Origin of the sequence: Streptomyces sp. NPDC052101 (assembly GCF_040680235.1) — a bacterium.
Classification (GTDB): Bacteria; Actinomycetota; Actinomycetes; order Streptomycetales; family Streptomycetaceae; genus Streptomyces.
The window spans coordinates 23,994-45,072 of sequence record NZ_JBFAWH010000013.1; the positions used below are offsets into that span (position 1 = coordinate 23,994).

Genomic DNA, 21,079 nt, shown 5'->3' on the forward strand with positions numbered 1-21,079 from the left:
CGGCCAGGTGCCCTGCTCATGTCGTGAGCAGTTCTGCTCAATGGATACCCATGTGCGGGCTTGTCACGGAAGAGACATGAGATGGTTCGAACGTGACCAGCGTGACGCGCCCGACGGGTGGCCTGCCTGCTGCCTTCACCAGCTTTGTGGGGCGGCAGCGCGAGATGGCCGAGGTGCGCCGTCTTCTCGGCAGCGCGCGCCTGGTGACGTTGACCGGGGCCGGCGGGGTGGGCAAGACGCGGCTCGCGCTGGAGGCGGCAGCGGCGTCGGCCCGGGCGTTCCCGGGTGGGGTGTGGCTGGTGGATCTGGCCCCGGTGCGCGATCCGGCGCTGGTGGCGGAGGCCGCGGCGGTGACGCTGGGGGTGGTGGACCAGGGCACCCGTCCGGTGCTGGAGCTGCTGGCGGCGCATGTGTCGGGGCGGCGGCTGCTGGTGGTGCTGGACAACTGCGAGCACCTGGTGGAGGCGTGTGCGCAGCTGGCGCAGTGCCTGCTGTCGGCCGCTGCCGAGGTGCGGATCCTGGCCACCAGCCGGGAGACGTTGCGGCTGACCGGTGAGCACGTCATCGCCGTCGCGCCGCTGGCCCAGGAGGAGGCGGCCGAGCTGCTGGTGCAGCGGGCGGCCGCCGTGCGACCGGGTTTCCGGCTCACGGAGGTGAACCGGGCGGCGATCCACCGGTTGTGTACGGGCCTGGACGGGTTGCCGCTGGCGATCGAGCTGGCCGCCTCCCGGTTGCGCACGTTGGCGGTCGAGCCGGTCGTCGAGCGGTTGGAGGACCGGTTCGCGCTGCTGACGGCGGGCAGTCGCGCCGCCAGGCCGCACCAGCGCACTCTGCGTGCGGCGATCGACTGGAGCTGGGAGCTGTGCGGCCCGGCGGAGCGGCTGCTGTGGAGCCGGCTGTCGGTCTTCGCCGGCAGCTTCACCCTGGAGGCGGCCGAGGACGTCTGTGCGGGCGAGGGCTTGGCGGCGGGCGAGGGCCTGGCGCCGGACGAGGTGCTGGACGTGCTGGACCGGCTGGTCGCCCAGTCCCTGGTCGAGCACGCGGGCACCGAGGAGCGGCCCCGCTACCGGTTGCTGGAGACCATCCGTCAGTACGGGTGGGAGCACCTGGCGGCCGGCGGCGAGGATCAGCGGCTGCGGCGACGGCACCGCGCCTTCTTCCTCGCCCTGGCCGAGCGCTGTCGCCAGGACTGGCTCGGCCAGGGTCAGGCGGAGAGCCTGGCCCGGCTGCATGCCGACCACAGCAATCTGATGGCGGCCCTGGAATACCAGCAGGAGACGGCGGCGAAGGCGGGTCCGGACGACAGTCCCCGGCCCGAACTCGCTGAGGACCGGCAGGCCGCGCTGGCGCTGCCCGCCGCGCTGGTCTTCCACTGGATCGCGGGTGGGTGTCTCAGCGAGGGGCGGCGGTATCTGGAACGGGCGCTGACCGCGGCGCCGGAGCCCACGGCGGCCCGGTTGCGCGCGCTGCTGGTCGCCACCCACGTCGCGTACACCCAAGCCGATCTTGCGGCGGCACACCGGTTTGTGGACGAGGCCGACGAGCTGGCCGCACGGCTCGGGGACGCGGCAGCCGGCGCGGACGCATGCGGGCACCGCGGCGCACTGGCGCTGTGCGAGGGGCGGACGGAGGAGGCTGTCACCCTAATCGAGCAGGCGGTGGCCGCGCACACCGCGCTCGGCGACCGGTACGGCGAGGTCAGCTGGCGATGCGCATGGGGCATTGCCCAGACCCTGGGCGGGGACCCGCGCGCGCCCAGGACCAGCGCGCAGGCGCTTGCCGCCGCCGAAGGGCACGGGGAGCGGTGGTCCCGCGCCCGCCTGCTGATGGTGCTGGGCCGACGTGCGTGGGAGCTGGGCGAGCAGGCCGAGGCCAGGGAACGGACGCTGTGCGCGCTTGAAACACTGCGGGGCTTCCGCGACAGCATCGGCGTGGCGAACATGGTCGAGCAGCTCGCCTGGATCACCGCATCGGCGGACGACCACAAGCGGGCCGGTCGGTTGCTGGGCGCGGCCCGGGCGCTACGAGAGGACACCGGCATCACGATCGCCGCAGGTGACCGGCACCAGGAGTACCACGCCCAGTGCACCGCCCAGGTCCGGAAGGCCCTGGGGCCGGCGGGCTACGAACAGGCCCTCGCGGCAGGCGCCGCGCTCGACGGTGCCGACCAGGCCATCACCTACGCCCTCGGCACAGGCACAGGCACCGGCGCCACGCCGGCCCTCTCACCGGCTGCCGCAAGCGGGCTGACCCGTCGGGAGGAACAGGTCGCCGCGCTGGTCGCCCGTGGCATGACCAACCGCAGGATCGCCGCAGAACTGGTGCTGTCCCCCCGCACCGTCGACAACCACGTCAACCGCATCCTGACCAAGCTCGGTTTCTCCTCCCGCGCCCAGATCGCCGCCTGGTGGGCCGCGAAATAGGTACCCGTTGAGCAGAACTGCTCACGACTTGAGCAGTGCACCTGATCGAGACTCGTGGCACGGCGCTCGCTCAGACCTCAAAACACACGGGCGCCCCGTTTCTCGCACGACGGAGTAATCACATGGCACTTGTACCAACACGGTCTGATCCCATCGCAGCCGCGAACAACTACTGGCGCTGACCTGTCGCGAGCTTCCGAGGCCGGAAATCTCCCTGGGATTTCAGGAACGCCAGTAGTTGTTCGCCGCGGCGATCGTCTGGAACTCCAGCGCCACCACCTGCCCCGCGTGCATCAGGCTTTCCGGTGTCGTGGAGTAGTTGGGGCGGCCGCCTTTGAGGACGTCCAGGTCGGGCTGGATGTTGTGGATGGTGTGCCGGGCCAGGGTCAGGGCCAGGGCTCGGCCCTCCTCGGGGGTGGCGGTGAGGAGGGAGTTGCCCGGGACCAGGACCATGCCTTCGTCGGGTACGCGTGTCATGTCGGCAGTGTCGGTGGAGCGAGCGATGTGTCTTTTGCGCGACACGTGGTTTGAGCCGGAGGAGTGATGTGCGGTGGATGTGATTCGGGATGGTGGCAATTCCCCCGCCGAGGAGTATCTGCTCCCGGAGTCGACGCTGAAAGACGTCGTCGACGCGATGGTGCACCTGGTGGAGTTCGCCGGTGCGCTGGTCATTTTCGTCGGCGCGCTCTGGGCGTTCGTTCAGCTCTTGAGAGGTGCGGCACCGTGGGAACGAGTTTCCAGGGACGGTGTGCGGGAGCCGCGGCGGGAGTTCAACCGGATTCGGCTGTCCCTGGGGCGGTTCCTCACACTGGGGCTTGAGTTCCAGTTGGCCGGGGACATCCTGCGGACGGCCATCGCGCCGACGTTCGCGGAGATCGGGCAGCTGGCCGCGATCGCCACCATCCGTACCGTCCTGAATTACTTCCTGGGCAAGGAGATCGAGAAGGAGCGCAAGGAGGTCGAGTGGGTGCCGGGCGCAGGGCCCGCCGCGAGTCCGGCGGTCCCGTCATGACGGCGGTGCTGCATCAGACGGCCTTGCTGGTGACGCTGCTCGGGTTGCTCTCCGCCGCCTGCGCAGGCCTCCGCCTGCGCCGCGTCCAGCCCACGGTCGCTCTGCTGACCGACTTCCTGCTGGCGGCGGGACTGATTCGGCTCGCCGCAGTGCCGTCGTGGACGTCGCTGACCATCGCCGCAGCGACCGTTGCCGTCAGGATGCTGGTCAACGCGGGGTTGCGTGCGCTGGCCGCGCGCCATGCATGAGACAGCAGGGCGGGCTCCTGAGCCTGGACTCACCGGGTTCGACGGCCGGCCCACTCCTCCCAAGGGCCGCCGGAGATCCAGCTCGCCTTCCGATGCCGGTCTCTTTGCCCTCCAGCGTGCGCCCCCCACGGGACGTGGGTGCACCTGCCCCGCTGAACCGCCGGCATCCCGCCGGCACACCAGTCCCCAACGATCAAGGAACGAGCATCATGCCCTTCGTACGAATCGATCTCATCCGCGGACGCCGTCCGGAAGACATCAGGGCCATCGCCGACGCGGCCCACCGGGCGATCGTGGACGTGCTGGCCGTCCCCGAACGGGACCGGTTCCAGGTCATCACCGAGCACGACGCCGACCACATCATCGCCCTGGACGCCGGCCTCGGCTTCGAGCGGACCGACCGGCTCGTGATGATCCAGATCTTCACCCAGTCGGGGCGCACCACCGAGGTCAAGCAGCAGGTCTTCGCGACCATCGCCAAGCAGCTGGAACCCCTCGGCATCGCCGGCGAGGACGTCTTCGTCAGCATCTTCGAGAACGGCCCGCAGGACTGGTCGTTCGGCTTCGGACGCGCGCAGTACGTCGAGGGCGACCTGGCCGTCCCCGGCCGCTGACCACACGACGCACCGCCTGCCCCCACGAAGCCGCGGAGACGGCCGGGGCCGCCACCCCCCACAGGAGAGGCCCCGGCCGTCGCGCTGACGGGCCGCGCGCGGCCCGTACTTCCTTCAGCGCCGTGAGTGCGTTTTCTGTCACACCCCGACCCCGCTCGGCGCTCACCCTGCGCACATCCGCACCCGGTCACGAGTTAGTTGCATCTTCTATGGACATGGACGGGGAGCGGTTTCACGCCGTAACGTGCCTTTCGCGCCGACCAGGAAACAGGGCGTAAAGGGAGTACGGTGCTGGGGGACGACGCGGAGCTGACCGCCGCGGTGCGTGCGGCACAGGACGGAGACGAGACCGCGTTCCGTACCGTGTACCGCGCCGTGCAGCCGCGGCTGCTCGGATACGTACGCACGCTGGTCGGTGATCCGGATGCCGAGGACGTCGCGTCCGAGGCCTGGCTGCAGATCGCCCGGGACCTCGACCGGTTCAGCGGGGACGCCGACCGCTTCCGCGGCTGGGCCGCGCGGATCGCCCGCAACCGCGCCCTGGACCACATACGGATGCGCGGCCGCCGCCCCGCCATAGGCGGCGACGAGACGGAACTGACCGGCCGGGCCGCCGAGTCCGACACGGCCGGCGAGGCCATCGAGGCCTTGGCCACCGACAGCACCCTCTCCCTCATCGCGCGGCTCCCGCAGGACCAGGCCGAGGCGGTCGTCCTGCGCGTCGTGGTCGGCCTCGACGCCAAGACCGCCGCCGAGACGCTCGGCAAACGCGCCGGTGCCGTACGCACCGCGGCGCACCGCGGTCTGAAGCGGCTCGCGGAGCTGCTCGGCGACGATCCGGAATCGGCGGGGGTGCTGGACGCGCTCCCACCCCAGAGAGAACCGCGTGGTCGCGCGGTGTCGTCCGCAACTGTGACGGATACGCGTGCGCGGACGCAGAAGGACATGTGATGGCCGACGAGCAGTACAAGTGGCTGAACCGTGAGACAGCGGAACGCCTGCTGCGCGGTGAGTCACTGGAAGCCGTCGACGCCTCCGCCCATGACCAGGCCGAACGTCTCTCCCGGGCGCTCGGCGCGCTGTCCGCGGAGACGGCCCCCGCCTCCGGTGAACTCCCCGGCGAAGAGGCCGCCCTCGCCGCGTTCCGCAAGGTCCGCGAGGCCGCCGACGCCGAACGGACCGCCGCCGTCCACGCCGACGGCGCCCCCGCGGTGACCAGGCCCGGTGCCGACGCGGGCCTGGTCCGCATCGGCGCCCCGGCCCGTACCGGAATCCCGCTCAGGCGGCCCCGCTGGGCCCGCCCGGTGCGCCTGGCGCTCGCCGCCGCGATGGCCGCGGGCACGCTCGGCGGGGTCGCCATGGCCGCCGGGACCGGGATGCTGCCCACGCCGTTCGGGCCCGAGCACCCCGGCCCCGCCGCCTCCGTCTCCGCCGGCCGGCCCTCCGACGAACCGCTCGCCTCGGACTCGCCGCAGGGCACCACGGGCGCGTCCGCGAGCCCCGGCACCCCGGGCACCGGCGCGGGCACGCACCGCGGCGGTGCCTCCGGCGAGGCCACCGGACCGGACGACCGCAAGGTCCCGGGCGCCTCGCCCGGCGCCGGCGACCCCTCCGGCACCGCCGGCGGCCGCTGGAAGGACGCGACCGGCGCCTGCCGGGACATCCGGGACGGCAAGGCGCTGGACGCCGGGCGCCGGCGCGCGCTGGAGAACCTGGCGGGCGGCAGCGCCCGGGTGAGCCAGTTCTGCAAGATCGTCCTGGCCACCGTCGACTCGGTCGGCGGCCAGACGAACGGCGGCCAGGGCGACGACGGACAGTCCGACGGCAAGGACAAGGGCAAGGGCAAGGGCGGCGACAAGGGCCAGGGCGGCGACGAGGACGGCAACCCCGGCCGGGGCGGCGACGGCAACGGACAGGGCGGCGGCAACGGACAGGGCGGGGACGACGGACAGGGCGGTGGCGGCGGCAAGGGCCGGCACAGCGGCGTTGCCGCGCCCGTTCCCTCGGCCTTCGCTCCGGCGCACCCCTCCCGGGCGAAAAGCGCCCCGCTTGGCCCCGCGCCGAGCCCGACGTACACCGCGCTCTGAGTCCGCAGCAGCGGAAGCCTGCCCCCTGGCACCCCTCTGACCTGCGGTTTCGTAGGCCGCGAAAAATTCTCCGTGCGGGGTGTGACGTTTTCGGAGCCGGCAGCGCAGTAATGAGTGAGCCGACTGGTCATCGGCCGTCGCACTGAGCCGGGGTTCCCCCCGTACCCACGGCTCGTGCACCTGGCGCGGGCGGGACACGTTCCCCCGGTCCCGCCCGCGCCCCATATCCCGTCTCAATCCCGTCTCACCAGTAGACGACGACCTTGTCGCCCACCCGCACCTGCGCGAACAGCTGCTGGATCGCGGCCTCGTCCCGGACGTTCACGCATCCGTGCGAACCTCCCGCGTATCCGCGTGCCGCGAAGTCGTACGAGTAGTGCACGGCCTGGCCGCGACTGAAGAACATCGCGTACGGCATCGGCGAGTGGTAGAGCGTCGACACCCAGTTCCGCGCCTTCCAGTAGACGTGGAAGACACCCTCCCTGGTCGGTGTGTACTGCGTCCCGAACCGCACCGCCGTCGTCGACACCGTCCGTCCGCCGACCATCCAGCGCAGCGTCCGCGTCGTCTTGTCGATGCACAGGACACGGCCGGTCATACAGCGCGGGTCGGGCGCGCCGGCCGGCTGACCGCCCATCAGGTACAGCTCCCAGGTGCCGGGCGTGTGGGTCATCGACACCAGCCGGTGCCAGGTGACGGTGTCCGTCCGCCCGGTCTGCGGCAGCCCGCGCTTGCCCTGGAAGCCCTGGACGGCCCGTTCGGTCAGCCGGCCGTACGAGCCCGTGGGCCCTTCGGACAGCCAGTCCAGCTGGCGCAGCCGCGCCTGCAGCTCCCGTACGGCGGATCCGCTGTCGCCGCGGGACCACAGGACGAGGGGAGCGAGCGCGAACGGCGACGCCTGCGGTTGGGCCGTTCGGGTGGGAAGCTGCGGCAGGTCCGTCCGGGTGGGAACCTGCGGCAGGTCCGTCCGGGTGGTATCCGGCGGCAGGCTTCCCGGAGTCTGGACGTGCAGCGGCGCCCTGGCTTTGCCGTTGGCGTCCGTGGGCTGCACGGTGCAGCCGCAGAGGGATGCGAGGGCGGCGGCCGAGGCGAGTACGGCGGCGGGTCTTCCCGAGATCCTCATGACGGGATGTTTCCCAGCGTGACCGTCGTCGAACGACGGGGCATGGTGAGGGGTGACAGGACGTACTGCGGAGGCATCCATGGCGCGTGAGTCGGAGTCGGGGCTGCCGATCGAGCCGGTCTACGGACCACAGGCGCTGGACGGCTGGAACCCGGCCGTCCAACTGGGCGAACCGGGCGCGTACCCCTTCACCCGCGGCGTGTACCCCAGCATGTACACCGGCCGCCCCTGGACCATGCGCCAGTACGCCGGCTTCGGTACGGCCGCCGAGTCCAACGCCCGCTACCGGCAGCTGATCGCCCACGGCACCACCGGCCTCTCGGTCGCCTTCGACCTGCCCACCCAGATGGGCCACGACTCCGACGCGCCCCTCGCCCACGGCGAGGTCGGCAAGGTGGGCGTGGCGATCGACTCGATCGAGGACATGCGGGTGCTGTTCGACGGCATCCCGCTCGGCCAGGTCTCGACATCGATGACGATCAACGCGCCCGCCGCTCTCCTGCTGCTGCTCTACCAGCTGGTGGCGGAGGAGCAGGGCGTGCGCGCCGACCGGCTGACCGGCACGATCCAGAACGACCTGCTGAAGGAGTACATCGCGCGGGGGACGTACATCTTCCCGCCGCAGCCCTCCCTGCGCCTGACGGCGGACATCTTCAGGTACTGCGCCGCCGAGATCCCCAAGTGGAACACGATCTCCATCTCCGGGTACCACATGGCGGAGGCGGGCGCGTCACCCGTACAGGAGATCGCGTTCACCCTGGCGGACGGTATCGAGTACGTCCGTACGGCGGTGGCGGCGGGCATGTCCGTGGACGACCTCGCGCCCCGCCTGTCCTTCTTCTTCGTGGCCCGTACGACGCTGCTGGAGGAGGTCGCCAAGTTCCGCGCGGCGCGCCGGATCTGGGCGCGGGTGATGCGGGAGGAGTTCGGGGCGCGCGACCCCAGGTCCCTGATGCTCCGATTCCACACCCAGACGGCCGGCGTCCAGCTGACGGCGCAGCAGCCGGAGGTGAACCTGGTGCGCGTCGCCGTCCAGGCCCTGGCCGCGGTGCTCGGCGGCACGCAGTCCCTGCACACCAACTCCTTCGACGAGGCGATCGCGCTGCCGACGGACAAGAGCGCGCGGCTCGCCCTGCGAACCCAGCAGGTACTGGCGCACGAGACGGACGTGACGGCGACGGTCGACCCCTTCGCGGGCTCCTACGCGGTGGAGCGGATGACGGACGACGTGGAGGAGGCGGCCGTCGACCTGATGCGCAGGGTCGAGGACCTGGGCGGAGCGGTGGCGGCCATCGAGCAGGGCTTCCAGAAGGCCGAGATCGAGCGCAACGCGTACCGCATCGCCCAGGAGACCGACTCCGGGGAACGGGTGGTCGTCGGCGTCAACCGCTTCCAGCTGGCCGAGGAGGAGCCCTACGAGCCGCTCCGCGTCGACCCGGCGATCGAGGCCCGCCAGGCGGAGCGGCTGGCGGGGCTGCGGGCCGAGCGGGATCAGGGGGCGGTGGGCGCGGCGCTGGACGCGTTGCGGAAAGCGGCTGAGGGAGAGGGCAACGTCTTGTATCCGATGAAGGAGGCGTTGCGGGGGCGGGCGACGGTGGGGGAGGTGTGCAACGCGTTGCGGGGGGTTTGGGGGGCTTACGAGCCGTCGGAGCGGTTCTGAGCTGGGCGGTTACTCCGTATGGGTGATCATGGGCGGAAGTCGCCCGCAGCCGGTTACGCTCGTGAAGGGTGTTCCCGAAAGGAGGGTGCCGTGGCTGTGATACTGCACGAGTCGTCGCTTGCCGATGCTGCCGACCGGCTCTGGGAGGAGCTGCCCGGGCACCGGGTCGAGATCCTCAACGGGAGCATCGTCGTGACACCGCCGCCGGACGGGCCGCATCAAGTGACACTTTCTTGGTTGATCGTGGCCTGCTACCAAGCGGGGGACCGGCAGGCGGGGCTCAGAACCGTAGGGGGCATCGGCCTGTGGCTGCCGACAGGGCCGGACGACTATGCCGTACCGGACTTGTCGATCGTGGATGCCGACTTCCAGGACGCACTTGTCGAGAAGAACTGTTACGCGCCCCATGTCTTCCGGCTGGTCTTGGAGGTGACCTCCTCCAACTGGACCAACGACACGGCCACCAAGGTTGACGTCTATGCGCGAGCCGGTATCCCCGTGTACCTCATCGCCGACCGCCGACACGACGAGGTCCTTCTCTACACAGACCCGGTCGACGGCAAGTACCCCGCCCCCGTCCGCTATAAGCGAGGCGAGACCGTTCCCCTCCCCGAATCCGTCGGCATCACCCTCGACCTCTCCGTGGACGCCCTCCTCGACGGCGACGACTGACCGCCACCCCGAACCGGAGTGTCGTACCCCCGTGCGACACTCCTTTCCATGTTCGGCGTCATCGACCTCCCCACCTATCTCGCGGGCCTGATCCTGATCGTCCTGCTCCCCGGGCCCAACTCGCTGTACGTGCTCTCCGTGGCCGCCCGGCGCGGAGTGCGGGCCGGTTACAGCGCCGCGGTCGGCGTGTTCTGCGGGGACTCCGTGCTGATGACGCTGTCCGCCGCCGGGGTGGCCTCGCTGCTCAAGGCCAACGCCGTGCTGTTCGGGATCGTGAAGTACGCCGGTGCCGGGTATCTGACCTGGCTGGCGATAGGCATGCTGCGGGCCGCCTGGCAGATGTGGCGGACGCGGCGGGAGAAGGCCGTGGAGGACTCCGCGCCCTCCACCGCGGCCGACGAGCGGCCCTTTCGGCGGGCGTTCGTGGTCAGCCTCTTCAACCCCAAGGCGATCCTGTTCTTCGTCGCCTTCTTCGTGCAGTTCGTCGACCCGCACTACGCCTACCCGGGCCTGTCCTTCGTCGTCCTCGGCGCGTTCGCCCAGGCGGCCAGCTTCCTCTACCTCAGCGCGCTGATATTCAGTGGTACGCGCCTCGCCGCGGCGTTCCGGCGGCGCAAGCGGCTGTCCGCGACGGCCACTTCGGCGGCCGGGGCGCTGTTCCTGGGGTTCGCGGTGAAGCTGACGCTGGCCAGCGCGTAGGGCGGCGCGAGGGCAGGGTCAGGCGCCGACCCCGGACAGATAGGCCCCGACCCCGTCCGCCGAGTCGCCCGCCCAGCCCACGTACCCGTCCGGGCGGATCAGGAAGACGCCCGGGCCGTACGACTCCGGGGCCGCCGGGAGCGTCCGTACGCCGGGGACCGTGGTCTCCGCGCCCAGCAGTGTCCAGTGCGGGCCCCGGAACGCGTCGAAGAGGCGGATGCCGTGCACCGTGCCGTCCGGGGCGCGGTCACCTGCCCGGACCTGCGACGGGTTCTTCCGAGTCTCCGCGCTCAGGGACGACTCCCGGTAGCCGAGCCCCAGTTGGACCGTCGCCTGTCCCCGGCGTACCTCCCCGCGGTGCACGCCCGTCGAGAGGTCCAGCATGGCCGCCGCGTTCGCCCGGCGCTCCTCCTCGTAGGTGTCGAGGACGGAGTCCGGCGCCCCGGCGCGCAGCACCGCGCCCAGCTTCCAGCCCAGGTTGTAGGCGTCCTGGACGCTGGTGTTCAGACCCTGGCCGCCGGCCGGGGAGTGGACGTGGGCCGCGTCGCCGGCGAGGAGGACCCGGCCGGCCCGGAAGCGGTCCGCCAGGGCGGCGCGCGGGCGGAAGTCGGAGGCCCAGCGCAGTTCCGTGACGGCCTCGGGAGCCAGGTGCGTGTACGCGGCGACCAGCTCGCGGATGCCGTCCAGGGACAGGTAAGGGTCGGGCCGCGTGCCCTCCGCGAGGCGCGCCTGCAGCTGGAAATGGTCCGTGCAGGGCAGCGGGCACAGTCCGACAGCGGTGCCGTCGTCCTTGGGGAAGGCGTGCCAGTGGTCCCGGTCGAGGCCGGTCACCTGGACGTCCGCCACCAGGAACGGCGCCGGGTCGACCGATTCCCCGGTCATGCCCACGCCCACCGCGCGCCGGACCACCGAGCGTCCGCCGTCGGCCGCGACGACATACGCCGCGCGGGCGCTGCCGCCGTCGGCGAACCGCACGGTCACGCCCTCCGCGTCCTGCTCCAGCCCCGTCACCTCGTGCCCGAAGGCCACCTTCCCGCCCAGCTCTGCGAGCCGCGCGCAAAGGATCTCCTGAGTGCGCCACTGCGGGATCATCAGCGGATCGGTGTACGGCGCGCCCTCGTCGGCCTCGACCGTGTCGAACATCGACTGTGCGCCGAGCCGCCGGCCGTCCTTCCAGATCATCCGGTTCGGGTAGGGGCCGCTCGCCGCCCGGATCGCCTCCAGTACGCCCAGGTCGTCGAAGACCTCCTGGGTGCGGGGCTGAAGCCCCTTGCCGCGCGAGCCGGGGAAGAGGCCCTCGGCCCGCTCCGCGACCAGCGCGTCCACGCCACGGCGGGCGAGGTCGATGCCGAGGGCCAGTCCGGTGGGGCCGGCACCCACGATCAGGACATCCATCACGATTCTCCTTAACGTTGTTAAGTTCCGTCATCCATGAGGGTGCCCTTAACGCTGTTAAGCTGTCAAGTGTGAGCCCCGAGAAACGCGCCCCCCTGGATCGCCGCCGCGTCGCCGCCACCGCGCTGCGGCTGCTGAACGAGGTCGGTCTGGAGGGTCTGACCCTGCGTGCCATCGCCAAGGAGCTGGACGTCAAGGCGCCCGCGCTGTACTGGCACTTCAAGGACAAGCAGGCGCTGCTGGACGAGATGGCGACGGAGATGTACCGGCGGATGGTCGCGGGCAGCGCCCTTGATCCCGCCGAGACCTGGCAGGAGCGGCTGACGGGGTCGAGCCGCGCCCTGCGGGCCGCGCTGCTCGGCTACCGCGACGGGGCGAGGGTCTTCAGCGGTTCACGTTTCACGGGCACGGAGCACGCCCCCGCGCTGGAGGCCAACCTGCGGCTGCTCACGCAGGCCGGATTCACCCTCGCCCAGGCGGTCCACGCGGGCCGCACGGCGAACGCGTACACCCTGGGCTTCGTCACCGAGGAACAGGGCGTGCAGCCCCTCCCGGGCGAGCGCCGGGAGGGGTACGACATCACGGAACGCGCCCGGCGCCTGGCCGAGTACCCGCTGGCGGCCGAGGCCGGGTCATTGCTCTTCGACGGCTACGACGAGCAGTTCGAGGAGGGGCTGGCGATCCTCGTCGCGGGCATCGGGGCGCGGTACGGGATCGGCTGAGCCGGCGGTCAGCTCCTGCCCGTGCGGGCGTTGCGGATCGCCCGGGTGACGACCGGCGGCAGCAGGTCGACGGCGACCCGGCGGGCTCGGCTCGTGGTGCGGCGTGGCGCGGGCCGGGTCGTGGACGGGGCGGGAGCCGGGGCCGGGGCGGGGGCCGGGGCCTCCTGCGGGGTCGGCGTGGGCTCCGGGGGAGCCTCCGCGTGCCTGGAGGGCGGGAACTCCGGCGCCTGCATGCCCTTCGACTTCAGCCGGACGATCCGGTGCCCGGCGGCCTCCTGGACGCTCAGGTGGCAGTCGGACCGGTCCCGGGCCATCGCCAGCAGCTCCTCCTGGACCGGCTCCGGATCGCCCCAGGTGCCGTACAGCTTCTGGGTGCTCAGGCAGATGGGGCGCAGGCTGCGGTTGAGCACGGCCTCCCAGGTGGCTATGGAGACTCCGGGGGTGTGCTCGGAGCGGAAGTCGTCCAGGACGACGATGCCGTCCGGGAGCAGCAGATCGCGGGCCGCCCCGATGTCGCCGTGCACATGCTCGTACAGATGCGAGGCGTCGATGTGCACGAACCGGCAGGAGCGGGGCTCGACCTCGGCGGGCACCACGGAGCTGGGTCCCTGGAGCACCCGGGGCAACTCGTCGTGGAAGGAGCGGTAGTTGTCCTCGAAGACGCGGCGGGTCAGCGCGCTGTAGGACTTCGTCGACTCGGCCCGGTTGGCGTCGTCGGGCGCCTCGCCCTCGAACAGGTCGCACACGGTGTACCGCTCGGCGGGCTGCTGGTGCCGCCCTATGAAGATCGCGCTCTTGCCCATGTAGACGCCGACCTCCAGCAGATCACCTCGCATCCCGGCGGATTCCTGCCGGTTCAGGAACCAGTCGAAGAGCAGTTGGTCGAGCACCGGGAACCAGCCGGGGACATCGTCGAGGCGGCGGGGCGGGCGCTTCGTTTCCTGGGTGGTGACCATGCGGGAGGCACTCCCTCGATATGGCTGTCTGTGAGTTTCCTGAACCTGCCCGAGCCTCCGCCTCAAAACCCAAGACCGGATGAACGGCTGTCCAACTTCCGCACCTTCAGCGCCCTCTTCAGGCGCGGTCCGAACGGTTTCTCCGCATACCGGTGGATCAGCCACGCCAGCACCAGCATGCCGAGCACGGTCACGACGAGCGTCGGCCACGCGGGCAGGCCGAGACCCCGGTGCAGCACCCGGATGACGAACCAGCCCAGGTGCTCGTGGACCAGATAGAAGGGGTACGTCAGCGCGCCGGCCGTGACCAGGTGCCGCCAGGAGGCCCACTGGGCCCAGCCCAGCGCCACGGCGGCGACGGCCGCGAAGGCGAGCGTGACGATCAGGATGACGACGTACGGGTTGCGGTGCGGGTGCGGGCCCCACAGGCCGAGGGTGGCCTCCCGCTGCGCCAGCAGCCAGGACATCGCGACGATGCCCCACGCGAGCAGGTCGCTGCCGAAGCGGTGGATCAGGTACAGCGCCAGACCGCCGATGAAGAAGGGGGCGCACTCGGGCATGACGACCTGGTTCAGCAGGTCGTCGCGGGACGAGTGGCACAGGACGGCCGCCAGCGTCCAGACGCAGGCGAACAGCACCGTCCGGCGGTAGGTCACCCCGCGCAGGACGACGAGCAGCGCGAACAGGACGTAGAAGCGGACCTCGACCCAGAGCGTCCAGCACACACCGAGGACGCGGGTCGTGCCCATCGGCTGCTGCAGCATCGTCAGATTGACCAGGAACTCGTCCAGCCGGACCGCGTGGACCACGGCGGGCAGGGCGAGGGACGCCCCCGTGACCAGGACCAGGGCCACCCAGTAGGCGGGGTAGAGGCGCGCGACCCGGGAGCGGAAGAAGTCGCCGAGGGTGCGGCCCCAACTGCTCATGCAGATCACGAAACCGCTGATGACGAAGAAGAACTGCACGCCGAAGTTGCCGTAGACGGCCGCCCGGGACAGGGTCGGGAAGATGTGGTCCGGGTTTCCGTGCCAGGACGCGGAGACGGTGCCGCCGCGGCCTGCGTAGTGGTAGAGGCAGACCATCAGCGCGGCGACGAGCCGTAGGCCGTCCAGGGCGAGCAGACGGTTCTGGGGCCTGGGGGCGGGGGCCGTTCCGGGAGCGGGCGGAGCCGGAACGGTGGCGAGGGCGGGGGATGAGGCAGCCATGATGTTCGACGTTTACCCGAACAATCGGCCTATCCTCTAGATATTTTATATGAAACTACCTGAAATGTCTGCATAGTTGAGGTGACATCCAGGTGAACGAGGACGAGCAGGCCCGATGCCGGGCCCGCCCGCCTCGGCGCCGTACGGGCTCCCGCCTCAGCGGCGTACGGAGTCGCGCAGGCTGCGTGCCTTGCGGGCCACCCGGCGGACCGTCGCGTTGCGCGGGATGAACGCCAGCTGGGCGGGCACCCCGCCGGGCAGGGCCAGCGAGGACAGGCGCCGGCGCTTGAAGTAGCGCATGGTCTGCGCGTTCAGGTTCCTGGCGAGCCAGGTCTCGGTCTGCGCGCGCAGCATCGGGTAGATCTTCGGCTGCATCGCGAAGCCCACCGCGCGGATCAGCGCACCGAGCACCTCGACATCCATCCCGGCACGCTGCCCGGCCACCGCGGCACCGTCGCCGAGGGCGGGCAGCAGCGCGTCGACGATGGTCACCGGGACCCGGTTGCTGTTCTCGTACGGCGTCAGCTGCTCCAGCAGCAGTTCGGTGCCGATTCGGGCGACGGGCAGGCCGTACAGCGCCTTCGCCGTGAGCAGGGCGGTGGAGAAGCAGCCGACGACCAGCGCGGGACGCATCCGCTGGTACAGCACCTCGGCGAGGACCGGCGTGTCCACCACGGTCAGCTCGACCTTCAGCCTCTCGGCCTCCTGCTCCAGGGAGCGGGTGAAGCCGGCCGGGGCCGACGGGTGCGGCTTGAACACCACCTTGGTGTGGCCGAGCGCGGCCGCGCCCCTCAGCATCCGCACATGGAGCTTCTCCTCCTGCTCGGCGGTGAGGATGTCCAGCGCCGACAGATACTGGCCGAGCAGCAGCGCGGGCTCCTCGACCTCCGGCAGCTCGGCGCCGGAGGGCGCGAGTGCGGCGAGCACCTTGGTGAAGGCGGCCGTGGGCACGATCTCGCCCGGCACGTCGAACTCGGTGAGCAGCAGCGGCTTCAGGCCCGGCACCAGGTCCAGGTGCAGCACCCGGTCCACCCGGGTGCCGACCAGCGGGTCGATCTTGTTGCGGGTGGGGCCGTAGCTCATCAGGCCGTCCGCGTAGACCGTCACCGGGGCGCCGGTGAAGATCTGCCCGAGCGCCAGGGAGGGGTTGACCTGGATCGACTCGACGACCAACTCCACGTCGTCGTCGCCCAGTTGCCACTCGTGCCGCAGAAAGCGTTCCCACAGCGGCATGTCGTCCACGCGGGGCGCCCAGCCGCCCGGATGGAACGGGAAGATGGTCGCGTTGTACGAGATCACCTCGTCGAAGCGGTCACGCAGCTTCTCGAAGCCGGGCGCCTCGTCCAGCGCGGGAGTGGTCTCGGGCGCCGCCGCGTTGTTGCAGACCAGCAGGATCCGCCGGTCGGCCGGGCCGAAGCAGCCGGAGTCCAGGGCGGCGGCGAGCGTGGCCGTGCCGTACAGGGTCGACGCCTGGAAGATCTGGGTGGTCACGCGGCGGCCCCCGCGGTGGCGGGACGGCGGCGCAGCCGGCGCAGCTTGCCGGCGCGCTGGAGGTCCATGGAGTCCAGCGCCTCGTCCAGCACGTCCTGCGGCATGCGCCGCAGGGCCGCGGCACTCATGGATTTCAGTTTCTTCGCCACCGCGGGCTCGAACCTTTCGATGGATCCCAGATGATGGGAAATGATGGCGCAATAAGTGCGGACCGCCTTCGGCAACAGCTCGTCCGCGTCCCGGTCCTGGGCGGTTTCCGCGATGACCTGATCGAACGCGCGAATGAAATCGAGTTGCCGGACATCACCGATCTGAGTGAGCGAAGAGGCGACGCCGCGACGGTAGAAAACGCCCAACAAGGTCACCGCGGCGAAGGAATCCGCCTCCCGGTGCAGTTTCCAGATCCACGGCCGGTCCTCCGCCGTGCGCAGCCCGTCGGTGAAGTGCAGCAGGCCCTTGTCCACCAGCCGCCGGTGGTAGACGCCCGCCCACGCGTAGGCGTAGTCCACGGACGTCGAGCGGTCGGCGGGCAGGATCGCCTCCCGCGGGTCCAGCACCACACCGCGCCGCCCGACCGGCACCCGGAACACCTGGCGCGAGCGCGCGGTGCACTGCACATGGTCGGTGCGGATGAAGTCGCAGCCCAGTTCCTCCAAGGCCGACACCGCTTGCGGGAAGTAGCCGGGGGCGAGCCAGTCGTCGCCGTCCAGGAAGGTGAGGTACTCGCCGCGCGCCCGGTCGATACCGGTGTTGCGCGCGGTCGCCAGCCCGCCGTTCCGCTCGTGCCGGACGAACACGGCCCCGGGCAGCTCGCGTTCCGCGCGCGCGAGGATCTCTGGTGTCCCGTCGCGGGAGCAGTCGTCGACGAGAATGAATTCGAAGTCCTCACGCGCGTTCGCCGCAAGGCTCCTGAGCGTGTCGGGCGCATATTGCTGCACGTTGTAGAACGGCACGATGACGGAGAGCTTGACCACGTCAGGGACGTTAGGCCGAAGCCCGTCATTCGTCTTGACCGTCTGCTTGATGCTGGGTGAACGGCACGTGGCGAAGCTGTGAACCGGGCTCTTTTACCGCGCCCTCGCGGCCCGATTCGCCATTCGGCGATGTGCTGTTAACCGTTTGTTGCATTCGGGTTGGGCGGAACCTCGGAATGGCTTTCTAGCGTCTTCGGCGTGCCAGCCAGTGCTACGAAGTCCCTGCGGGTCGCCGTCCTCGCCGACTCCGACACCCGGTGGAAGTGGGGCGCCCTCACCGCGCAGCGCCTCGCTCCTATGGATGCCGAGATCCGGCTCGACGGCTACCTCCTGCGCGGACGCGCCACGCCGACAGCCCGCCAGCTGAAGGAGGTCGGCGTCCGGGCCGACTCCCTGCGTGAGGTCACCGGCGTCGAGTTCCTGCGTTCCATGGGCAAAACCACCGAAGACCGGTACGACGTCCTCATCCTCGCGCTCGTCGGTGGCGGCGTCCAGGCCATGCTGCACGGGCTGCGCGCCGCCTGGGCCGGCGCCGGCAGGCGTCCCGTCGTCGTCACCGGTTACGTCGGTGTCGTCTACGAGAAGCTCGCCGACGGGCTGCTGCTGCGGCACGGCGCGGACCTCGTCCTCGCCAACTCCCGGCACGACGCGGGCCGGTTCCGGGCCGTGTACGAGGGCGTGGGCGCCGACGCCTCCTCGGTCACCGAGGTCGCGCTGCCCTTCCTCGGCGGGGCGCCGTACACCGGTGAACACGACCCGTACACCGTGGTGTTCGCGGCCCAGCCGTCCGTCCCGGACAGCCGCAAGGACCGTACGTACCTGCTGAACCGGCTCATCCAGCACGCCCGCAGGCACCCCGAGCGCGAGGTGCTGCTGAAGCTGCGCTCCAAGCCGGGCGAACACACCACCCACATCGAGGAGCTGCCGTACCAGAAGCTGGCGCAGGGCAAGGAGCTGCCCGCCAACTTCCGGCTGGTGTACGGCCACATGGGCGAGGTGCTGGACCGCACCGACCTGCTGGTCACGGTCAGCTCCACGGCCGCCCTGGAGGCCCTGCACCGCCGTGTCCCCACGGTCGTCCTGACCGACCTGGGCGTGCGCGAGGTGCTCGGCAACCACCACTTCCTCGGCTCCGGCTGCCTCGCCTCCTGGGACCAGCTCGACGCCGGGCACCGGCCGGCGGCGGACGAGGAGTGGGTGTCCCGGCAGGGCGTCGCCGCCGACGGGACGTATGACACGGCCTTCGACATCGCGCGCGAACGCATCGCCAAGCTGCTGGACCGCCCGGGCGGCCTGCCGCCCCTGAACCCCTACTACACCCCCGAGACCGCGCCCGGCTATCTGCCCGGCATCCTCGCCCGGCACCACCTCGGCCCCGACGGCGTCCCGCTGCCCGGTGCGCCCGCCGCCGACAAGGAGCCCGGACCGGTCCGCCAGATCGTGCGCCGCGCCGCGCGTGGCGCCTACCGCCACGGCGTGCAGCGGGTCGCCCCGGTGATCAGGCGGATGGGGGAGCTGTGACCTTCCAAGGAGACCCCATGTCCAACCCGGAAGCGGGCCACGGCGCGATGGTGCGCCGGGTGCTCGCGGTGATCCCCGCGCGCGGCGGCTCCAAGGGCGTGCCCGCGAAGAACCTCGCGCCCGTCGGCGGCGTCCCGCTGGTGGCCCGCGCGGTGCGCGAGTGCCGGGCGACCCGGCTGGTGACCGACGTCGTCGTCTCCACCGACGACCAGGCCATCGCCGCCGCCGCGCGCGAGGCCGGCGCCGAGGTCGTGCTGCGCCCGGCCGCCATCGCCGGGGACACGGCGACCTCCGAGGCCGCGGTCCTGCACGCCATGGACGCCCATGAGGCGCTGCACGGCGCCGCCGTCGACGTGGTCCTGCTCGTGCAGTGCACCAGCCCGTTCATCGTCCGCGAGGACATCGACGGGGTGGCCGGCGCGGTCGCCGAGAACGGCGCGGACACGGCGGTGACCGTGGCCCCGTTCCACGGCTTCATCTGGCGCGAGGCCGAAGCCGAGACCGAGGGCGGGGCGGGGGTCAACCACGACAAGTCCTTCCGCCCCCGCCGCCAGGACCGCCCCCAGGACTTCCTGGAGACCGGCGCCGCCTACGCGATGGACGCGGTCGGCTTCCGCAAGCACCAGCACCGCTTCTTCGGCCGTACGGAACTCGTCCGCACCGACCCCGCCCGGGTCCTGGAGATCGACGACCCGCACGACCTGGCGCGGGCGAGGGCGCTGGCCCCGCTGTTCGACGCGGACCTCCCCCACTCTCGGCTTCGCTCGAGCGGGGGGACCCCCATCGGTTCGCTGCCGACCGCCGACGACATCGACGCGGTCGTACTCGACTTCGACGGCACCCAGACCGACGACCGGGTGCTGATCGACTCCGACGGACGGGAGTTCGTCTCCGTGCACCGCGGCGACGGACTCGGCATCGCGGCCCTGCGCAGGAGCGGCCTGAAGATGCTGATCCTGTCCTCGGAACAGAACCCTGTGGTCGCCGCCCGCGCCCGGAAGCTGAGGCTTCCCGTGCTGCACGGCATCGACCGCAAGGACCTCGCGCTCAAGCAGTGGTGCGAGGAGCAGGGCATCGCGCCGGAGCGCGTGCTCTACGTCGGCAACGACGTCAACGACCTGCCGTGCTTCGCCCTCGCCGGCTGGCCCGTGGCGGTCGCGAGCGCCCACGACGTCGTACGCGGCGCCGCACGCGCGGTCACCACTGTCCCCGGCGGTGACGGCGCGATCCGAGAGATCGCCAGCTGGATCCTCGGCCCCTCTCTCGATTCCCTCCCCAAGTAAGGAAATCTCCCCCATGAGCAGCAACTCCCGCATCCGTTCCTTCGGTTCGCGCGAGGTCGGCCCCGGCCGCCCCGTCTACATCTGCGGCGAGATCGGCATCAACCACAACGGTGAGCTGGAGAACGCCTTCAAGCTGATCGACGTGGCCGCCGAGGCCGGCTGCGACGCCGTCAAGTTCCAAAAGCGCACCCCGGAGATCTGCACCCCGCGCGACCAGTGGGACATCGAGCGCGACACCCCCTGGGGCCGGATGACCTACATCGACTACCGCCACCGTGTGGAGTTCGGTGAGGACGAGTACCGCCAGATCGACGAGTACTGCAAGGAGAAGGGGATCGCCTGGTTCGCCTCCCCGTGGGACACCGAGGCCGTCGCCTTCCTGGAGAAGTTCGACCTGCCCGCCCACAAGGTGGCCTCCGCCTCCCTGACCGACGACGAGCTGCTGCGCGCCCTGCGTGCCACCGGCCGCGCGGTCATCCTGTCCACCGGCATGTCGACCCCGAAGCAGATCCGCCACGCGGTCGAGGTGCTGGGCAGCGACAACATCCTCATGTGCCACGCCACGTCGACCTACCCCGCGAAGGCCGAGGAGCTGAACCTCCGCGTGATCAACACGCTGGAGAAGGAGTACCCGAACGTCCCGATCGGCTACTCCGGCCACGAGACCGGCCTGCAGACCACGCTGGCCGCGGTCGCGCTCGGCGCCGCCTTCGTCGAGCGCCACATCACCCTGGACCGCGCGATGTGGGGCTCCGACCAGGCCGCCTCCGTCGAGCCGCAGGGCCTGACCCGCCTCGTCCGCGACATCCGCACGATCGAGGCCTCCCTCGGCGACGGCGTCAAGAAGGTCTACGACTCCGAGCTGGGCCCGATGAAGAAGCTGCGCCGCGTCGCAGGCGCGGTCGCCGAGGCGGAGATCGCGGCGGCGGCGGGCGAGCCGGTCACGGTCTGAGCACTGGCCTCTTGATCCCCTTACGACGGGACGGTCGTACAC

20 protein-coding genes are annotated in these 21,079 nt (G+C 71.1%); 13 read left to right on the forward strand and 7 right to left on the reverse strand.

Translation table 11 applies throughout. The features are described 5' to 3' along the window. Positions 1–92 precede the first annotated feature (92 nt). Positions 93–2,423, forward strand: coding sequence for a LuxR C-terminal-related transcriptional regulator (locus AB0L75_RS23185; protein ID WP_365183806.1), 2,331 nt, complete (start codon positions 93–95; stop codon positions 2,421–2,423). 222 nt (positions 2,424–2,645) lie between these two features. Here the strand turns inward: AB0L75_RS23185 and AB0L75_RS23190 are convergent, their stop codons facing one another. Continuing rightward, positions 2,646–2,900, reverse strand: coding sequence for a hexameric tyrosine-coordinated heme protein (locus AB0L75_RS23190; protein WP_365183809.1), 255 nt, complete (start codon positions 2,898–2,900; stop codon positions 2,646–2,648). Positions 2,901–3,057: 157 nt separating this feature from the next. On the opposite strand from AB0L75_RS23190, the gene AB0L75_RS23195 reads away from it, so the two are divergent. The 5 genes from AB0L75_RS23195 to AB0L75_RS23215 all read left to right on the forward strand — a co-directional run bounded on the left by AB0L75_RS23195 (position 3,058) and on the right by AB0L75_RS23215 (position 6,384). Next, complete coding sequence (locus AB0L75_RS23195; protein WP_365184262.1) at positions 3,058–3,435, forward strand: DUF1622 domain-containing protein; 378 nt, start codon at positions 3,058–3,060, stop codon at positions 3,433–3,435. After that, positions 3,432–3,683, forward strand: a complete 252-nt coding sequence (locus AB0L75_RS23200; RefSeq protein ID WP_365183812.1) for a hypothetical protein — start codon at positions 3,432–3,434, stop codon at positions 3,681–3,683. Before AB0L75_RS23195 ends, AB0L75_RS23200 begins: the two co-directional genes overlap by 4 nt. Before the next feature lie 209 nt (positions 3,684–3,892). Beyond that, the gene (locus tag AB0L75_RS23205) at positions 3,893–4,297 is read left to right on the forward strand and encodes a tautomerase family protein (RefSeq protein ID WP_365183814.1); all 405 of its coding nucleotides are present in this window, start codon (positions 3,893–3,895) and stop codon (positions 4,295–4,297) included. A gap of 288 nt (positions 4,298–4,585) precedes the next feature. Beyond that, complete coding sequence (locus AB0L75_RS23210) at positions 4,586–5,248, forward strand: RNA polymerase sigma factor (RefSeq protein ID WP_365183817.1); 663 nt, start codon at positions 4,586–4,588, stop codon at positions 5,246–5,248. Beyond that, positions 5,248–6,384, forward strand: coding sequence for a hypothetical protein (locus tag AB0L75_RS23215; RefSeq protein ID WP_365183819.1), 1,137 nt, complete (start codon positions 5,248–5,250; stop codon positions 6,382–6,384). Before AB0L75_RS23210 ends, AB0L75_RS23215 begins: the two co-directional genes overlap by 1 nt. Positions 6,385–6,628: 244 nt before the next feature. Here AB0L75_RS23215 and AB0L75_RS23220 read toward each other — a convergent pair whose 3' ends face one another. Further along, positions 6,629–7,507, reverse strand: a complete 879-nt coding sequence (locus AB0L75_RS23220) for a L,D-transpeptidase family protein (RefSeq protein ID WP_365183821.1) — start codon at positions 7,505–7,507, stop codon at positions 6,629–6,631. Positions 7,508–7,586: 79 nt separating this feature from the next. On the opposite strand from AB0L75_RS23220, the gene AB0L75_RS23225 reads away from it, so the two are divergent. The 3 genes from AB0L75_RS23225 (at position 7,587) to leuE (ending at position 10,538) form a co-directional block, all read left to right on the forward strand. Continuing rightward, entirely contained in the window at positions 7,587–9,167 is a 1,581-nt protein-coding gene (locus tag AB0L75_RS23225) for a methylmalonyl-CoA mutase family protein (RefSeq protein WP_365183824.1), read from the forward strand. 90 nt (positions 9,168–9,257) lie between these two features. Next, entirely contained in the window at positions 9,258–9,839 is a 582-nt protein-coding gene (locus AB0L75_RS23230; RefSeq protein ID WP_365183827.1) for a Uma2 family endonuclease, read from the forward strand. Between the two features lie 48 nt (positions 9,840–9,887). After that, positions 9,888–10,538 (forward strand): leucine efflux protein LeuE, encoded by a 651-nt coding sequence (leuE, locus tag AB0L75_RS23235; protein WP_365183829.1) that lies wholly within the window; start codon positions 9,888–9,890, stop codon positions 10,536–10,538. A gap of 18 nt (positions 10,539–10,556) precedes the next feature. On the opposite strand, the gene AB0L75_RS23240 is transcribed toward leuE, so the two are convergent. Next, positions 10,557–11,939: an FAD-dependent monooxygenase gene (locus AB0L75_RS23240; protein ID WP_365184265.1), complete on the reverse strand. Its 1,383-nt coding sequence runs from the start codon at positions 11,937–11,939 to the stop codon at positions 10,557–10,559. Between the two features lie 65 nt (positions 11,940–12,004). Here AB0L75_RS23240 and AB0L75_RS23245 point away from each other — a divergent pair, with 65 nt between their 5' ends. Beyond that, positions 12,005–12,655 (forward strand): TetR/AcrR family transcriptional regulator C-terminal domain-containing protein, encoded by a 651-nt coding sequence (locus AB0L75_RS23245; protein ID WP_365183831.1) that lies wholly within the window; start codon positions 12,005–12,007, stop codon positions 12,653–12,655. An 8-nt stretch (positions 12,656–12,663) separates the two neighbouring features. Here AB0L75_RS23245 and AB0L75_RS23250 read toward each other — a convergent pair whose 3' ends face one another. From AB0L75_RS23250 to AB0L75_RS23265, 4 genes are all read right to left on the reverse strand, one after another. After that, positions 12,664–13,611 (reverse strand): class I SAM-dependent methyltransferase, encoded by a 948-nt coding sequence (locus AB0L75_RS23250; RefSeq protein WP_365183833.1) that lies wholly within the window; start codon positions 13,609–13,611, stop codon positions 12,664–12,666. A 62-nt stretch (positions 13,612–13,673) separates the two neighbouring features. Further along, positions 13,674–14,816: an acyltransferase gene (locus AB0L75_RS23255; RefSeq protein WP_365183836.1), complete on the reverse strand. Its 1,143-nt coding sequence runs from the start codon at positions 14,814–14,816 to the stop codon at positions 13,674–13,676. Positions 14,817–14,972: 156 nt separating this feature from the next. After that, entirely contained in the window at positions 14,973–16,307 is a 1,335-nt protein-coding gene (locus AB0L75_RS23260) for an alpha-2,8-polysialyltransferase family protein (RefSeq protein ID WP_365183839.1), read from the reverse strand. Beyond that, positions 16,304–17,281 (reverse strand): glycosyltransferase family 2 protein, encoded by a 978-nt coding sequence (locus AB0L75_RS23265; protein WP_365183842.1) that lies wholly within the window; start codon positions 17,279–17,281, stop codon positions 16,304–16,306. The genes AB0L75_RS23260 and AB0L75_RS23265 overlap by 4 nt, the downstream gene beginning before the upstream one ends. A 198-nt stretch (positions 17,282–17,479) precedes the next feature. Between AB0L75_RS23265 and AB0L75_RS23270 the strand changes: the two genes are divergently transcribed. Genes AB0L75_RS23270 through AB0L75_RS23280 form a run of 3 tightly spaced genes read left to right on the forward strand, consistent with a single transcriptional unit; the run spans position 17,480 to position 21,037 of the window. Then, a complete protein-coding gene (locus AB0L75_RS23270; RefSeq protein ID WP_365183845.1) occupies positions 17,480–18,802 on the forward strand; it encodes a DUF6716 putative glycosyltransferase in 1,323 nt (440 codons plus the stop codon). A gap of 17 nt (positions 18,803–18,819) precedes the next feature. Then, positions 18,820–20,085 carry an N-acylneuraminate cytidylyltransferase gene (locus AB0L75_RS23275; protein WP_365183847.1) on the forward strand — a complete coding sequence of 422 codons (1,266 nt, stop codon included), beginning with the start codon at positions 18,820–18,822 and terminating at the stop codon, positions 20,083–20,085. A 13-nt stretch (positions 20,086–20,098) separates the two neighbouring features. Further along, a complete protein-coding gene (locus tag AB0L75_RS23280) occupies positions 20,099–21,037 on the forward strand; it encodes an N-acetylneuraminate synthase family protein (protein WP_365183848.1) in 939 nt (312 codons plus the stop codon). The last annotated feature ends 42 nt before the right edge of the window (positions 21,038–21,079 follow it).

Bases quoted from the DNA above. Each gene is read 5' to 3' on its own strand.
- AB0L75_RS23200 (WP_365183812.1), top strand. From the start codon at position 3,432: ATGACGGCGGTGCTGCATCAGACGGCCTTGCTGGTGACGCTGCTCGGG.
- AB0L75_RS23250 (WP_365183833.1), bottom strand. From the start codon at position 13,611: ATGGTCACCACCCAGGAAACGAAGCGCCCGCCCCGCCGCCTCGACGAT.
- AB0L75_RS23225 (WP_365183824.1), top strand. From the start codon at position 7,587: ATGGCGCGTGAGTCGGAGTCGGGGCTGCCGATCGAGCCGGTCTACGGA.
- AB0L75_RS23275 (WP_365183847.1), top strand. From the start codon at position 18,820: ATGTCCAACCCGGAAGCGGGCCACGGCGCGATGGTGCGCCGGGTGCTC.
- AB0L75_RS23280 (WP_365183848.1), top strand. From the start codon at position 20,099: ATGAGCAGCAACTCCCGCATCCGTTCCTTCGGTTCGCGCGAGGTCGGC.
- AB0L75_RS23195 (WP_365184262.1), top strand. From the start codon at position 3,058: ATGGTGCACCTGGTGGAGTTCGCCGGTGCGCTGGTCATTTTCGTCGGC.
- AB0L75_RS23215 (WP_365183819.1), top strand. From the start codon at position 5,248: ATGGCCGACGAGCAGTACAAGTGGCTGAACCGTGAGACAGCGGAACGC.
- AB0L75_RS23255 (WP_365183836.1), bottom strand. From the start codon at position 14,816: ATGGCTGCCTCATCCCCCGCCCTCGCCACCGTTCCGGCTCCGCCCGCT.
- leuE (WP_365183829.1), top strand. From the start codon at position 9,888: ATGTTCGGCGTCATCGACCTCCCCACCTATCTCGCGGGCCTGATCCTG.
- AB0L75_RS23190 (WP_365183809.1), bottom strand. From the start codon at position 2,900: ATGACACGCGTACCCGACGAAGGCATGGTCCTGGTCCCGGGCAACTCC.
- AB0L75_RS23205 (WP_365183814.1), top strand. From the start codon at position 3,893: ATGCCCTTCGTACGAATCGATCTCATCCGCGGACGCCGTCCGGAAGAC.
- AB0L75_RS23220 (WP_365183821.1), bottom strand. From the start codon at position 7,507: ATGAGGATCTCGGGAAGACCCGCCGCCGTACTCGCCTCGGCCGCCGCC.